The 15,218-nt window shown below is 54.5% G+C and carries 11 protein-coding genes; 4 read left to right on the top strand and 7 right to left on the bottom strand.

What is annotated here, in order from left to right; translation table 11 throughout:
* Positions 1-364: aspartate aminotransferase (locus LJE94_05435; GenBank protein MCG6909550.1), on the bottom strand; the 364-nt coding region annotated here is incomplete at its 3' end.
* A 177-nt stretch (positions 365-541) separates the two neighbouring features.
* Here LJE94_05435 and LJE94_05430 point away from each other — a divergent pair.
* Positions 542-1,006, top strand: coding sequence for a cytochrome c3 family protein (locus LJE94_05430; protein MCG6909549.1), 465 nt, complete (start codon positions 542-544; stop codon positions 1,004-1,006).
* A 114-nt stretch (positions 1,007-1,120) separates the two neighbouring features.
* Here LJE94_05430 and LJE94_05425 read toward each other — a convergent pair whose 3' ends face one another.
* The 6 genes from LJE94_05425 to LJE94_05400 all read right to left on the bottom strand — a co-directional run bounded on the left by LJE94_05425 (position 1,121) and on the right by LJE94_05400 (position 8,816).
* Complete coding sequence (locus LJE94_05425) at positions 1,121-2,221, bottom strand: twin-arginine translocation signal domain-containing protein (protein ID MCG6909548.1); 1,101 nt, start codon at positions 2,219-2,221, stop codon at positions 1,121-1,123.
* A gap of 136 nt (positions 2,222-2,357) precedes the next feature.
* Positions 2,358-3,683 (bottom strand): TRAP transporter large permease subunit, encoded by a 1,326-nt coding sequence (locus tag LJE94_05420; GenBank protein ID MCG6909547.1) that lies wholly within the window; start codon positions 3,681-3,683, stop codon positions 2,358-2,360.
* A complete protein-coding gene (locus LJE94_05415; GenBank protein ID MCG6909546.1) occupies positions 3,683-4,210 on the bottom strand; it encodes a TRAP transporter small permease subunit in 528 nt (175 codons plus the stop codon). The genes LJE94_05420 and LJE94_05415 overlap by 1 nt, the downstream gene beginning before the upstream one ends.
* 444 nt (positions 4,211-4,654) lie before the next feature.
* Positions 4,655-5,290 carry a TetR/AcrR family transcriptional regulator gene (locus tag LJE94_05410; protein ID MCG6909545.1) on the bottom strand — a complete coding sequence of 212 codons (636 nt, stop codon included), beginning with the start codon at positions 5,288-5,290 and terminating at the stop codon, positions 4,655-4,657.
* 268 nt (positions 5,291-5,558) lie between these two features.
* Positions 5,559-6,689, bottom strand: coding sequence for a FecR family protein (locus LJE94_05405; GenBank protein MCG6909544.1), 1,131 nt, complete (start codon positions 6,687-6,689; stop codon positions 5,559-5,561).
* A 117-nt stretch (positions 6,690-6,806) separates the two neighbouring features.
* Complete coding sequence (locus tag LJE94_05400) at positions 6,807-8,816, bottom strand: RNB domain-containing ribonuclease (protein ID MCG6909543.1); 2,010 nt, start codon at positions 8,814-8,816, stop codon at positions 6,807-6,809.
* Between the two features lie 378 nt (positions 8,817-9,194).
* Here LJE94_05400 and LJE94_05395 point away from each other — a divergent pair, with 378 nt between their 5' ends.
* The 3 genes from LJE94_05395 to LJE94_05385 all read left to right on the top strand — a co-directional run bounded on the left by LJE94_05395 (position 9,195) and on the right by LJE94_05385 (position 15,020).
* Positions 9,195-10,931, top strand: a complete 1,737-nt coding sequence (locus tag LJE94_05395) for an ABC transporter ATP-binding protein/permease (protein ID MCG6909542.1) — start codon at positions 9,195-9,197, stop codon at positions 10,929-10,931.
* Entirely contained in the window at positions 10,921-12,963 is a 2,043-nt protein-coding gene (locus LJE94_05390) for an ABC transporter ATP-binding protein/permease (protein MCG6909541.1), read from the top strand. Before LJE94_05395 ends, LJE94_05390 begins: the two co-directional genes overlap by 11 nt.
* A gap of 293 nt (positions 12,964-13,256) precedes the next feature.
* Entirely contained in the window at positions 13,257-15,020 is a 1,764-nt protein-coding gene (locus LJE94_05385; protein ID MCG6909540.1) for a formate--tetrahydrofolate ligase, read from the top strand.
* Positions 15,021-15,218 lie beyond the last annotated feature (198 nt).

Below are 15,218 nucleotides of genomic sequence, written 5' to 3'. Positions count from 1 at the left end.
AAAAAGGCGGGTACACCGGTGTGAGGGTAGCCACTTGATCACCGGCCTCACCCACGCTCCGGCAGGCGAGGTTCAATCCGCTCACCACGCCCGGAAGCCATACGATCGCTTCCGAAGGAACCGTCCACGCGTATTTTTTCTTCAGCCGCCCGCAGACCTGTTCGGCGAGGCCGTCCGGGGGAACCGTGTAACCGAAAACACCATGATCGAGCCTTTTTCGAAGGGCATCGATCACCGCGGGCGGTGCCGTGAAATCCATGTCCGCCACCCATAGAGGAAGGATGTCCCTGCCGTGGTACCGGTCCCACTTGAGGCTGCCGGTATTGCGACGGTCGATGATCCTGTCAAAGTCAAATGTTTCCATGTCGAATTTTTTCATTCCTTATGGTTAGCGGGTGTATTTGCAGTTCGAGAATGGGTTCAGATACCATAACCGCTCCCCAAAAGAAATGTGTGAAAAATTTTATTGAAAGTTTTTAAAAGAAATATTATATCAGGCTTCTAAATCGGAGGAGAAATATTCGTCAAATGGGGGAGAAGGATGCATAAAATACAGACCTTGGCGCTAGTTGTAGCAGTGGTGATGATTGTCGGCATTGGTTGGGTTACCGCCGATGAGGCTGAAGACACGATGTGTATTCCCATGGGATCCATTAGCCTGGAAGCACCGGAGGGAGCGGAAACCCAGCGTTCCGAGGTCGAATTCCCGCATTCTGTTCATTTCGACTTCAACTGCAAGAGATGCCACCACACCTGGGATGCGGAATCGGCAATCCTGTCCTGTACTACTGCCGGCTGTCACGATCTGACGGCGGTGCCTGAAGGGGGCCTCAAATCCGGGGAGGCTGTGCGCTACTATAAATCGGCTTTTCACGGCACCTGCATCGGCTGTCACAAGGAGATCAAAGCCCACAACAGAGAGCTCGAAAAATCCATGGCAACCCTGAGAGAACCGCTTCAGCCCAGCGGACCCACCGGTTGCATCGGATGCCATCCAAAAGAATAACGCAGACAGGGACGCTTCAGCCATCTGCTGGTCTTCCATATAAAACCAATGAAAACGGCCGGCCTGAAATTCGGGCCGGCCGTTTTACGGTCCGATGGTTCTAATGCATGCGGATCAGGCCTTCAGCGGAAAATCCGGCTGTATCGTGTTGTAATACGACATTTCCGAAACGGTGGCCCATGTGCCGACTTGCTTCTGGAATTTCTTGAAGGCTTCGTTTACCTTTGTGGCTGCCGGCGTTTTGGCAGCTTCCTCTTCGACAACCTCTTTTGCAAGTTTTTTCAAGGCATCCATCACGTTTTTCGGGAACTGCAGCACCTGAACCTTTTTTTCATTGATCAGCGTCTGAAGGGCCGCACCGTTCTGGGCATCGAACTGGGCCAGTACCCAATGCTCGTTTTCCATGCAGGCGGCGTTGATGATATGTTTCAAGTCGACCGGTAATGAATCAAAGATCTTTTTGTTGAAAAAGTACTCTAGATAGGTTCCGGGTTCATGCCAACCGGGATAATAATAATATTTTGCGGCCTCCCAGAACCCCATCCGCAAGTCATGCAGGGGCCCCACCCACTCGGTGGCGTCGATGACACCGCGCTCCAGGGAGGTGAAAATTTCACCGCCGGGCAGCAGCACCACCGTCCCGCCGGCCTTGGCAACGACCTTGCCACCCAGACCGGGAATTCTCATTTTGAGACCCTTGTAGTCGTCTATACTGTTGATTTTCTTGTTGAACCAACCGCCCATCTGCACGCCGGTGGACCCGCCCGGACGTGGAACCAAATTGTAGGGCGCATAGACCTCTTCCCACAGTTTGAGTCCGCCGCCACCGTGAAACCAGGCGGACATGCCCTGGGCATTCATGCCGAAGGGCACCGCGGCAAACCACTGGCAGGCCGGCTCTTTTCCGGCCCAGTAATAAGAGGCCCCGGAGCCCACTTCAACCGTGCCGTCGGACACGGCCTGAAAGCTCTCCAGGGGCGGCACCAGTTCGCCACCGGCAAACACCTGGATCTGGATCCTGCCGTCGGAAAGCTCCCCGATTCTTTGAGCCAGTCTTTCGCAGCCGGTCTGAAGGATGGGCAGCTTGGGAGGCCAGGTGGTGACCATTTTCCAGCGATAGGTCTTTTTTGCCAGGACCGCCGGTGCATTCACGGTCGTCGCCGCTACAGCCGCCGCCCCCAAACCCGCCTTTTTCAGGAAATCACGTCGTTTCATAGATACCTCCTTGAATGAATATAATATTGGGTAAGCGGTACAGTCGAAAACGGAACCGCATAGACCAGGCCCTGTCCTGAAAACCCAGGCCCTCAATCACATTAAGAATCAATCTAATCCCATATACCCGCCAACGTCAAGGGCCGTAAACCACCCTGGGCAGCCAGGTGGCCAGTTTGGGAAAGAACACAACAATGGCCAAACCGATAATCTGGACCAGAACAAAGGGGATAATCCCCCGGTAGATGTGGCCGGTTGTCACCTCGGGCGGCGTGACCGCCTTGAGGTAGAACAGCGAAAAACCGAACGGCGGTGTCAAAAAGGACGTCTGCAGGTTTACCGCCAAAAGAATGCAGAACCAAACCGGGTCGTAGCCGAAATCGATCATGATGGGCGCCAGAACCGGCACGTGAATAAAGGTAATCTCGATGAAATCAAGAAAAAAACCGACAAAAAAGATCAGGGTCATCACAATGGCCAGAACAGCGCCATGGCTGTACTGGTGCGCAATCCCGCTCAAGAAATTCCTGACAATGGTGTCTCCCCCCAGCCCCCGGAACACCAGGCCGAATGCGGCTGCACCGCACAAAATGATGAAGACCATGCAGGTCAGCATGGTGGTGGATTTCATGACTTCCCTGAGAATAGCCATGTTAAACTTTCGGTTGAGTATGGTCAGCAAAGTCGCCCCAACGGCCCCGACAGCGGCGGCCTCGGTTGGAGAAGCAATGCCCTTGAAAATGGAACCCAGAACGGCAACCATAAGAAAAAGGGGCGGAAACAGGGCCTTTCCCACCCGTTTCACCATCTGAGCGGGTGATATCTGGGCCAGCTCCTCTTTTGAAATGGCCGGCGCCACACCCGGGCGCAAAAAGGCGGCGATTAAAATATAAACGATGAATAGCCCCACCAGCAGCAGACCGGGTAGCACCGCACCGATAAAAAGATCGCCCACGGACACGCCCACGATGTCCCCGATGAGCACCAGCACGATGCTGGGGGGAATGATCTGCCCCAGTGTACCCGAGGCCGACACCGTTCCGGTGGCCAGCTCTTTCTGATAGCCCCGTTTCAGCATGGTAGGCACGGCCAAAAGCCCCATGGTGACGACGGTGGCGCCCACGATACCGGTCGAGGCTCCCAGAAGAGCACCCACCACGACAACCGATACGGCCAGCCCGCCCCGGAGACGACCGAAAAGGAGTCCCATGGTGTCCAGCAGGTCTTCAGCCAGGCCGGAACGCTCCAGCATGACCCCCATGAACACGAACAGCGGCACGGCCGCCAGGGTCACGTTCTGCATGCGGCCCCAGATACGCAGCGGCAGCAGGTTGAAAAAATCCCAGCCAAAACCGATCATTCCAAATGTCAGTGCCGTTCCCAGCAGTGTAAAGGTCACCGGGAAACCGGCCAGAAGCAGAATTGTCAGTGCCAGAAACATCCAGGCGGCTAAATAGTCCATCAGGCCGCCTCCTCTGGCTTCTCAACGTTCAGTATTTGCAGCAGACTGTGAAGCCCCAGTGAAATCCCCTGCAAGAGCAGCAGGATGAACCCGACGGTGATACACCCCTTGAGAACGAAGCGGAACGGGATGCCCCCGGGGTCCGGCGACCCTTCCATAATGGAAAACGATGTATACGCAAATTTGAAGGACGTTGTGATAATCATGGCGCAACCGGGTATCAGAAACAGAATGACACCGATCAGGTTCACCCAGGCCTTGCCCTTGAAACCCAAGCGTTGGTAGATAATATCCACGCGGACGTGCCCGTCGTGCAGAAGGGTGTAACCGCCCCCGATCAGAAAAATGAATGCAAACAGGTGCCATTCCAGTTCCTGGGTGAAAACGAAACTGGTGTTGAACAGGTAGCGCATAACCACATCGGCGAAAACCACCAGCACGAGGCCCAGGGTAATCCAGGCCACCCCGCGGCCCACCCATTCGTTCAGGGTGTCGATCCATTTGGCTACAGCCGTTAAAAACTTCATTAGAGCCTTCCGGTAAATAGAAACGATCTCAACAATATCTTTTGGCCCAGTCTCTGTGTCGGTTTTCACTTCCAGGTCTCAACATACGCCACCTATTCCTGCGGGTTATAACTAAAAGCCGCCTTGACTTTGAGCCAACGTCCTATTTTTAGAACGGCTTCTAATAGCGTCTGAATTTTTTGGTATTTTTATAAAGCAGCACTATAAGGAAAACGCATTGTAGAGTCAAGCGGAAAACACCAATTGCCCCCGGCCAATTGCCAACGAAACAGGCTTTTGACAATCGTCCTCGATAAAACGTCTATCTTGAACATTCCCTGCAGCAAACGGCAGGAAATGCGGCCGCCATCGCGATTCAGGTGGGTGTAACGAAAACCGGGCGGGAACGGGCGTAGCCGCATTGCCCATCCGAGTGAAGGCACTACCCTTGAAGAGGGGCTTGCTTCAATCAGCTACGATGATACCTTGGCGGAATATGCCAAACGCGGTCTTCAGGGTTTCTTTTAGGTAGTCCTTCCTGCCGTCGATGATTTTTTTACTCGACTCCCACAGGATGATCCCTGAAAACAGCGACCAGAACGTATCGGCCAGCGCCATCGGGTGCCGATCGACGACCACGCCTTTTTCGATGCCCTCCTCGAAAATATCTGCAATGGAGGCGATCGATTTTTTCGACAGGCTATTGATCTCCGCCTTCAATCGAGGCGACAGGTTTTTCAGGGTCTCGCTCGACTGCAGATGAAACATGCTGATGATCATCATGGGGTCGAAATCGTACACGTCGTACATGGCCTCGATGAGTTTGTCCAGCTTGGCCAACGGATCCGAATCCCCTTCATTTTCCACATGGTCGATCCTTATGCCCAGATACTGGAGAATGCGCAGGGACAGCGAGGCGTAAAGCTCTTCCTTGTTTTTGAAATACAAATAGAGCGTTCCGGGGCTGAGCTCCGCCTCCTTGGCAATGTCTTCCATTGTGGCTCTGTTGAAGCCTCTTTCCGTAAAAACCCTTTTGGCGGCAACGATGATCTGCTGACGCCGCCTTTCCCTTTCACGCTCTTTTCTTTCCTGGATGCCCATAATGTTGCTATCCTACATTTTACCTAAGTTGAGCGTTTCAAATTTTAAGAATGATAAAAATGATCATATTTTCAAAGGATAAAATCTATTTGAGTTCTTAAAATTTGAAAACCTTCAGTCTTCGCTCTTTGAGCTTCGCCGGACAAGTCGGGATTTTAGGGGTTCACCGCACCCGCGGCAAACCCGAAAATCGCTCGATCTAGGTTTTATTAAAGAAGTGTTTTTTCCAGCGGCGCAGCCGCGTTTAATAACATCGCTTCCAGCGATGTTACAGTTGGTTGAAGAGATCATCTTTTTTGCTGGTTTTATGATCCCGAACCTTCTGTCGCATCTCATCCATCAAGTCTTCCATGTCCTCCATGGACATCTTCATCCCCTCTTCGATCATGGCATCGAACTCAGCCTGAATCATCTCGATATTGTCCAATTGTTTGAGGATGAATTCCTTTCCGTTGAAGTAGCGGGAAAGCTCCGGGTCCTTTGCCAGGTAGCCGTAGTGGGAAAACAGACCGAACTGGCACTCGAGCCTTCCGCCGGTGTAGGCAATTTTTTTGTTGAGGTCGCCCAATTCCCGATTGATTTGTTCGAGCTCCCTCTCCCGGGCTGTGTAGGCGGCATCGTCGCCTTTTCTCCGAGCGGTTTCGGCGGCAGTCTTGACACGTTTTTTTTCTTCCGACAAGTCCGCAACCCGAGCCACCAGGCTTTTCAGGTAATCCCGCTGCCTGTAAATTTCAGAGTTGACATATGTGCCATATTTTTCACCATCGGCAAAGAGGTTTTTGCGGCCCGCTGCGCTGCTCGCCTCCCAGTCCGGCTGGAAGCCTGTTTCGATTCTGATCTCGCGGTCTTCGTAGGAAAGGCGGGTTCCCTGGTTTGCGCCCACCATGGTACGGTGGGCTTCATTGCCGACGCTCACCTCGCCGCTGTTCACCCGCACCAGGGTCGTGCCGTCCTCATAGGCCCCCGTCTCGAAGTCCGTGCCGCGCACCCCACAAACCGCGGTCGGCGTTTGCACCTCGAACAGTTTTCTGCGCAGCGCCTTTTTGCTGATTTTATTCCACACCCTCCCGAAAAACAACAGAATCGAATTTTTCTTTTCCAGAGGTGAGATAATGGTGTTCACTATGATCTGGCTGTTCGCGTGAACCCTGATAACGCTTTCGTCGACCAGGGTGACGATGCCTTCACTTTCATCCCCGGTGCGGATGGCATCGCCATAAAACACACCCTGGTCCGGTTCGGCATCGAGCCACACCCGGCCATCCTTTTTTTTCACCTGCAACCGGCCTTTCATGGAAGTGATATTTCCAACCGGTTCCACGGTTTCGCTTGCCACGGCCGTTGAAAGCGTAAGGAAAAAAACAACGAGCAAACAATGAACAATCAGGTTGTGCTTCATATTCCGGCATTCCTCACCGCTCAGAAACGATGTTATGCGCAGCAGGGGTTCGCCCCCGCCAAAGCCGACAGCGTGATTCGCCGTTCATCCCGTGGCTGAACAACCGTGGGATAAAGGTCATCCAATATAAACCGACAGCATATCGTTTCTCGCGTTGGCGTGCTGCAGCGTTACCTGCACCAGATCTTCGGGCTTCAGTTCGATGCCTTGCGAAAGGGGCAGGCTGCACTCGACCATGTATTCCTTCAGCAGGATGAGATAACTGTTTCTTCGTCGCCCCAGGACCACGGCCTCGGTTTTTTCTCCGGTTTTTTTCTCGAGATACTTAAGCAGCCAATACCGGTTGCGACTGTGTTGCATTCTAGAGACGCCGCCCATGGATTGTGCCACGGTTTGGATGATCGTCTGAATCTCCTGCGGCAGATAGGCGTCGTCCATTGCCAAAACGGACCGTATCTGCCGCTGCGTTACCAGGTCGAAATATTTGCGGATAGGGGATGTTGCCGTTACGTATGCATCCAGCCCCAACCCGGAATGGTGCTGGGAAGCGGTTCCCAGCGAAAAACGGCTCAACAGTTTTCGCTGCATCCAGTTCTGATAGAGGCTGCCCTCGTTATTTCGGTACAGGCGCTCCCTGGGCGGCGGCTGTGAGCGAAAGACTGCCGGCACCCCGTTTTTTTCCAGAAACTTGGCCATCAACCAGTTGGCCATGATCATCAGTTCGGAAACAAGCATCCGGGCAGGGCTCTCCCGGTTGACCCTGTTGAGCATTGGTTCGCCTTCGTCGTTTATCCAGATGTTTATCTCCGGAAGGGTTATCTGGAGCGCCCCCTGGGAGAGTCGGCGCTGTCTGAATTTGCTGGCGACATTGACAAGCGCCTGAATTTCCTTGTCCTCTTCGGCCAACATGTTTGCATCATAGTAGGAAAGCTGTTTTTTAACCTTTATCAGGCTCGCCACCACGTCGTAATCCATGATTTCGGCGGAAGGCGTCAATTTGACGAGAACGCTGATGGCCGGCCTGATCTCGTCCGCCCGCAGACTGCAGAGGCCCTCTGCCAGCGGAGTGGGCAGCATGGGGATTTTTTGATCAGGGGTGTATATGGAGCTTGCCCGGTTGCACGCTTCACGGTCGATGGCGTCGTCCTTTTTTATAAAATGCGCCACATCCGATATGTGAATGCCCAGCCGGTAATGGCCGTCGATCGTCTCCAAGCTCAATGCATCGTCGAAGTCCAAGGTCGCCTGGCCGTCGATGGTGATGAGGGGAATGTCTGTCAAATCCTTGCGCTGTCTACCGCCCGTCGGCCTGGGCTTGGAGTAGAATGCTTCCTTTAGTTTTTTTTCAGCCAGCTCCTTGACGGCATCCGGGAAATCCTCGGTAATATGGTTGGTGAGGAACTCCAGGTTGACATTCCTGTCCCAGACTCCCAACCTGACCAGCAGATTGAACAGCTTGTCTCTGCTTTCGATACCGGCCACACCCTGAATCTGTTTAGCGAGCTGGTAGTGCGCACTCTCCTTGTCAAAAAGAAAAGCCGATTTCAAAACATCGACACAGCGGACCTTTTCTGTATCAAGGGAAGATATCGCTGGAAGCGCCTCCGCCTCAAGAAGACGCTTGACCCATCGGCCGCTTGCCTCTATGAACCTGGCCCTTTCCGCTTCTTTCTTTTCACGGGCATCGAGCTTGCAGACCTGTTCCTCCGTGAGAGGAAAGAACTGGTCCCCTTTGAATTTGAAATAGTGCCGGTCGTTGAAGAAAGCCCTGACGACGGCAGACTCGTGGTCCTGGGTAGGGCTGCCCGAAAAGCAGAACTCGGTCATGGTCTGCAGGTCGATCCATTCCTGTTCCGTGTTTAAAATTTCCCAGAGTTCTTTTACATCGATGCTGCCGATGAGCGCCGAGCGACGGTCGGCAATTTTCTTGAGTGATGCAACCAGCTTATCTCTTCCCATGGAAAGGTCCAGATAACTGTCGCACTTGTGCGAAAGGCGGCTGACAGGCATTTTCACCTCACGGTTGGTCTCCGTGAGCAGCCTCAGGCGGAGCTTTTTTATCTCCAAAACCACGGCGCACATTATTTTCTGGCTTTCTATAAATTCGACGACGTTACCCGATTCCATAACTTCCTAATTTAACAATACTACGGTTGAAAGTCAACGAATTGGACGTCAATATTACGCACTAATCCCACGGCTCGTTTTGCGGTCAATGCGTGCAATCAACCCCTTTTAGCTGCACCGATTGCCATAAGTCTATTCCGTACTGGATGCACGCCATGCGTAACGTTTTTTCTTCCAACCACGCTAGCGCCGAACGGATAGGGGACCAGGGGTCAAGTGGAAAAAAGCGCATAGCTCATGGCTGATAGCGCGCGATGGGCTATGACCTGTCAGCAATGAGCTCGTCTCTATTTCACTTGAATCCTTGAACCCTGGAAACCTCTCATATATGGTGGAGAAATCTTTTTCAGGAGAAAAACAAACCAGGACAACCGCTATATGAAAGCAACAGCACTGATAAAACCCTATTTCGTCGAAAACCGTTTGATCATCCTGCTGGGGTTTGCCTGCCTGATCCTGGTCGATTTTCTTCAGCTAATCGTTCCCCGGGTCATCAAACGCGCCATCGACAATTTGACCGCCTTCAACGCCACCGCACGCGACCTCGCGGTGTACGCCGGCTGCCTCCTTGCCATCGGTCTCCTGATCGGCGGTTTCCGCTACCTGTGGCGCCGTTTCCTTCTTGGAACCTCCCGTCGTGTCGAAGAGGGGCTGCGCAACAGGCTTTTCACCCATGTCCAGGCGCTCTCTGCATCCTATTTCGACAAAACATCCACCGGCGATCTCATGGCCCACGCAACCAACGACATTCAGCAGGTCAGGATGGCCACCGGTATGGGGCTTGTGGCGATTAACGACGCCATTGTTCTCGGGGCCGCGGCCATCGGCTTCATGGCCTGGATCGATCTGAAGCTGACGGCCTTCGTGCTAATTCCCATGCCCATGATCGTCCTGGGAACCCGCTATTTCAGCAAGCGGATGCATGAACGCTATCGCAACGTGCAGGGCTCCTTTTCAGACCTTACCGAAAGCGTCAGGGAACGCTTCGCCGGTATTCGAATCATCAAGGCCTACAACAACGAAGAAACGGAAGCGCTCAAAGTGGAGAGGATTTCAAAGCAGTATGTGGACGAAAATCTCAAACTGGTCAGGGTCACCGGTTCCTTTTTTCCCATGATGCTGCTCTTTTCCAACCTGAGCCTTGCCATCGTGTTGTATCTCGGCGGCCGTCAGACCATCATGCAGGAAATCACGCCCGGGGACTTCGTGGCTTTCATAAGCTATCTGGGGCTGCTGACCTGGCCCATGATGGCCATGGGATGGGTAACCAACCTCATCCAAAGGGGGAGAGCCTCTTTGGAGCGTATCAACACCATTCTGAAAACCGTGCCGCAGATTGCCGACAGGCCCGACGCAGTGGCCCCGGGAAGGCTGAACACCGGACTGTTCTTCGACAGGGTTTCCTTTGCCTACACCGCGGAGGGCCCGCCCGCGCTGTCCGACATTTGTATTTCCATCGAACCCGGGGAGACTCTGGGCCTGGTTGGACCGCCGGGAGGCGGCAAAACCACGCTGATCAACCTGGTCCCCCGCTTTTATGATGCAACCCGGGGACGTATCGCTCTAAACGGCCGGGATATCCGCGTGTTGCGCCTGGCCGATCTCAGAGATCGAATTGCCCTCGTCCCCCAGGAACCGTTCATGTTCGCGGGAACCATCGCGGACAACATCACCCTGGGCGACCCTTCCATCAGCGACAGCGACCTTTCGGAGGTCCTGAACCTGGCGGCCCTGGATGAAAGCGTGTCCTCGTTCCCCAAAGGCTTGCAAACCATCGTCGGAGAAAAAGGGGTCATCCTGTCCGGCGGCCAGAAACAACGCATTGCCCTGGCACGCGCCCTGGTCAGCAACCGTCCCCTGCTCCTCATGGATGATCCTATCAGTCAGGTGGATGCCGAAACCGGACAACGGATCATTCAAACCCTGCAGACCCTGAAAGGCCCGCAGATAACGATTCTGGCGTCCCATCGGCTGTCGGCCGTTCGCCACGCCGACCATATCGTCGTTCTGACAAATGGAAAAATAACGGAGTACGGCAGCCATGATGAACTCATGGCCCGCAACCGCTATTACGCGCAGACATACCGTCTGCAGGAGATCACCCATGCGCCATGACACCGGATATTTCGAAGAGCGAATCCTGGGCAAAGCGTATGACGTCAAGCTGATCGGACGGCTCTATCCCTTTTCCAGACCCTACCGTCGCCTGATAGTGGCCTCCATTCTGCTGGTTGTACTGATCACCCTCCTCGATCTGGCGGTCCCGTACATCACCAAGGTCACCATCGACCGGTACATCGTGCCTGTTTTACACGATTCCGGCTCTTCCCATAGAGCAGCCGCCGAACAAAACGAGCGTCTGCTGGAAGTTGACCGGCAGCAGCCCGCCGTACAGGCGGTGGTGGCGAAACACCCGCACCTCTTTTCGGTGCAAGCCTCCCGGACCGTGATCCGGTATGCCGATCTGAAACAATTGCCGGTTGAGGAGATCGTACGACTGAGGCATGGTGACATCGTGGGCGTCAGCCTCATGGCGCTTTTATTCCTTGTGCTTATCGCTCTCAATTTCGGACTCAATTTTATCCAAAAAATGGTGATGGAATATACCGGCCACATGATCATGCACGACCTGAGAATGGCTCTATTTCGTCACATTCAGGGCATGGCGATCTCATTTTTCACTAAAAACCCGGTCGGACGCCTGGTGACCAGGGCAACCAATGACATTCAGAACATGCACGAGCTTTTCACGACCGTCATCTCACTCGTGTTCAAAGACTTTTTTCTGCTGGCGGGGATTGCCGCCGTGCTGTTGGCCATGGACTGGCGGCTGGCGCTGGCATCTTTTGCCGTCTTTCCCCTGGTGATCTGGTCGGCCCTGCTGTTCTCCCGCCGCATTCGGGACGTATTCAGAACGATCCGGATCAAAGTCGCCGAAATCAACACCAAATTTTCAGAAACCATCGAGGGCCTCAAGGTCATTCAGGCCTTCGGGCGCGAGCAGAACAATGTGGATGAATTCGCGGTCCTGAATCATGAAAATTATCGGGCCGGCATGCGTGAAATTCACGTGCTGGCCATATTCATGCCGCTGATCGAGGTGTTCGGCGTGGCCACGCTTGCCGCGGTGATATTTTTCGGTGGCCGGAGCGTCATGGGCGGCAGCATCAGCCTCGGTGTGCTGGTGGCCTTCATCTCCTACATGCGCATGTTCTTTCGGCCCATAAGGGATCTGGCCGAAAAGTACAATCTTTTGCAGAATGCCATGGCTTCCGCCGAGCGTCTTTTTCTCATCATGGACAGCAGAGAAGAGGCGGAAGGCACAGAAGCACGCCGGGCAGTCGACACAACCGGTGGGCATTCTCCGGCGGATATCCACGTGCGGGAACCGTTCAAAGAACTGCGTTTCGAAAACGTCGGTTTTGCCTATCTTCCCGGTGAACCGCTGTTCAAGGACCTCAGCTGGCACGTTCGTGAGGGGGAAACCGTCGCGATCGTCGGCTCCACGGGTTCCGGCAAGACATCCATCATCAACCTCATCACGCGCTTTTACGATGCAGACAGCGGCAGAATTCTCTGGAATGGCCGCGATGCCAGATCCATCCCCCCCGGTGCCGTAAGATCGAAATTGGCCCTGGTAACCCAGGACCCGACTCTTTTCTCGGATTCCATCAAGGCCAACATCTGGCGCCGCAAGGCGCATCCCTCGACCAGGGAGATAGAGGCGGTACTCACCGCCTCCAATTGTGCACCTCTCGTCGCGCGGCTGCCCCAGGGCATCGAAACGCCTCTTACGGGTGGTGGGGCCTCCCTTTCGAGCGGCGAGCGTCAGCTGATCTCCATCGCCCGGGCATTTGCCAGCCAGCCGGAACTGATTATTCTGGATGAAGCCACCTCCTACATCGATTCCCGCACCGAGAAAGATATTCAGGATGCCCTGGGCGCTCTTCTCCGCGGGCGCACCGCCATCGTGATCGCCCACCGGCTCTCCACGATCAGGCAAGCCGACAGAATCATGGTGCTCGATCGGGGCTGCATCATCGAAACCGGCACCCACGAGGGGTTGATGCAGCAGAAGGGGTTTTATTTCCGGTTGAACCATCAGCAGACGTGCATCGGTTCCGAGTGCTTTGACAATGGGTTATAACGCACACATTTTCCTCGATAAAACAGTGCCGGAAACCAGCAGCGATGCCCCGTCCCTTGCCATGCGATTGTGCTTGCCAAATCCATTTTCGCATGATAGCTGATATTTCGTTGCCTCGATATGGCAGGGTGCGGCCTTGCTGTCATTTTCACCCATCCACCCGGCAGCACCCAGGGCCGCGAACGTACGGAAAAACAGCAGGCCTTCTTCGGCAAGGCCTTTTGATTATGAAAAGGTAGACAGGTTCGGTCTTTATCTATTAACCATCAACGAAAAAAAAGGAGGTTGGATTCATGTCATACAATGCAGTAGAAATGGCTGATTGGCAGATTTCCGAAGAAGCAGAAAAAAACATGCCGTCACCGGATGAATGGCGGGACAAGCTCGGCCTTGAAAAAGACGAGATTCTCCCCATGGGCAGGCTGGCAAAACTCGATTTTCTGAAAATTATCGACCGTCTGCAGAACAAGCCCGACGGCAAGTACATCGAAGTTACCGCCATCACCCCCACACCGCTGGGAGAAGGCAAAAGCACCACCTCCTGCGGCCTCATGGAAGGCCTGGGAATGCGCGGAGTTAATGTGGGCGGCGCCCTCAGGCAGCCATCGGGCGGCCCCACCATGAATGTCAAGGGTACCGCGGCCGGCGGCGGCAACAGCCTGTTGATTCCCATGACCGAGTTCTCTCTTGGATTGACCGGCGACATCAACGACATCATGAACGCCCACAACCTGGCCATGGTGGCGATGACCTCCCGCATGCAGCACGAGCGCAACTACAACGACGAACAGCTACAGCGCCTGACCGGTATGCGGCGGCTGGACATCGACCCCACCCGCATCGAGCTGGGCTGGATCATGGATTTCTGCGCCCAGGCCCTGCGCAACATCATCATCGGTATCGGCGGCCGTTTTGACGGTTTCACCATGCAGTCCAAGTTCGGCATCGCCGTGGGTTCCGAATGTATGGCCATTCTGGCGGTAATCCGTAATCTGGCGGATCTGAAGCAACGCCTGAATGACATCACGGTGGCCTTTGACAAGAGCGGCAAGCCCGTTACCACCGGCGACCTCGAAGTGGGCAACGCCATGACCGCCTTCATGCGCAACACCATCAACCCCACCCTGATGTGCACGGCCGAGTACAATCCCTGCATGGTGCACGCCGGACCGTTTGCCAACATCGCCGTGGGCCAGTCTTCCATCATTGCCGACCGTGTCGGCCTGAAACTTTTCGACTACCATGTCACCGAAAGCGGCTTTGCAGCGGACATCGGTTTCGAAAAATTCTGGAACGTCAAATGCCGTTTCAGCGGCCTGAAACCCCATGTGTCCGTTCTGACATCCACCATCCGCGCTCTCAAGATGCACGGCGGAGGCCCCAAAGTCGTGGCCGGCATCGCCCTGCCCGAAGAATACACCAAGGAGAATCTGGAGTTGGTGGAAAAGGGCTGCGAAAACATGGTCCATCACATCAACACCATCCGCAAGGCCGGCATCAACCCGGTGGTATGCATCAACCGCTTCTACACCGACACCGATGCCGAGTGCGCGATCGTGCGCAAGGCAGCCGAAGCGGCCGGCGCGCGCTGTGCCGAGTCCAAGCATTGGGAAAAGGGCGGCGAGGGTGCCCTGGAATTTGCCGATGCCGTCATCGACGCCTGCAACGAAGAGAATGAGTTCAAATTCCTGTATCCGCTGGAAATGAAACTGCGCGACCGCGTCGATCTCATTGCCAAAGAGGTCTACGGTGCCGATGGTGTCGATTGGCAGCCGGAAGCCGAATCCAAGGCCAAGATGCTGGAAAACGATCCCAAGTACGCGGATTTCGCCACCATGATGGTCAAAACCCATCTCAGCCTGAGCCACGACCCCACCATCAAGGGGGTACCCAAAGGATGGCGGCTGCCGATTCGCGACGTACTGATCTACTCGGGCGCCAAGTTCCTGTGCCCCTGTGCCGGCACCATCAGCCTGATGCCGGGAACCGGTTCCAACCCGGCCTTCAGAAGAGTCGATGTGGACACTGACACCGGAAAGGTCTCCGGACTGTTCTAATAAAATCGGACTCCCCGATTTTATGAACTGCGGCTTTTGTCTTCGCTCTGCGGGTTACGCCGGACGAAACGCCGCTACATAACTGAAAAATGATGATGCCACGGTCATCAGACTGTGGCATCGTTTTTTCATCAGGAAAGGATTCAGGGGCCGAGGAGTCAAGGATTCGAGTGAGAAATAAGCCTTTAGCTGATCGCT

Source organism: Deltaproteobacteria bacterium, assembly GCA_022340465.1.
In the GTDB taxonomy this organism is placed as follows: Bacteria; Desulfobacterota; Desulfobacteria; order Desulfobacterales; family B30-G6; genus JAJDNW01.
This window is presented reverse-complemented; position numbering and strand designations above follow the sequence as displayed.

Excerpts from the sequence above, each read along its gene's own strand:
- LJE94_05410 (MCG6909545.1), bottom strand. The coding sequence starts at position 5,290 with ATGGGCATCCAGGAAAGAAAAGAGCGTGAAAGGGAAAGGCGGCGTCAG.
- LJE94_05400 (MCG6909543.1), bottom strand. The coding sequence starts at position 8,816 with ATGGAATCGGGTAACGTCGTCGAATTTATAGAAAGCCAGAAAATAATG.
- LJE94_05405 (MCG6909544.1), bottom strand. The coding sequence starts at position 6,689 with ATGAAGCACAACCTGATTGTTCATTGTTTGCTCGTTGTTTTTTTCCTT.
- LJE94_05425 (MCG6909548.1), bottom strand. The coding sequence starts at position 2,221 with ATGAAACGACGTGATTTCCTGAAAAAGGCGGGTTTGGGGGCGGCGGCT.
- LJE94_05390 (MCG6909541.1), top strand. The coding sequence starts at position 10,921 with ATGCGCCATGACACCGGATATTTCGAAGAGCGAATCCTGGGCAAAGCG.
- LJE94_05395 (MCG6909542.1), top strand. The coding sequence starts at position 9,195 with ATGAAAGCAACAGCACTGATAAAACCCTATTTCGTCGAAAACCGTTTG.
- LJE94_05420 (MCG6909547.1), bottom strand. The coding sequence starts at position 3,683 with ATGGACTATTTAGCCGCCTGGATGTTTCTGGCACTGACAATTCTGCTT.
- LJE94_05430 (MCG6909549.1), top strand. The coding sequence starts at position 542 with ATGCATAAAATACAGACCTTGGCGCTAGTTGTAGCAGTGGTGATGATT.
- LJE94_05385 (MCG6909540.1), top strand. The coding sequence starts at position 13,257 with ATGTCATACAATGCAGTAGAAATGGCTGATTGGCAGATTTCCGAAGAA.
- LJE94_05415 (MCG6909546.1), bottom strand. The coding sequence starts at position 4,210 with ATGAAGTTTTTAACGGCTGTAGCCAAATGGATCGACACCCTGAACGAA.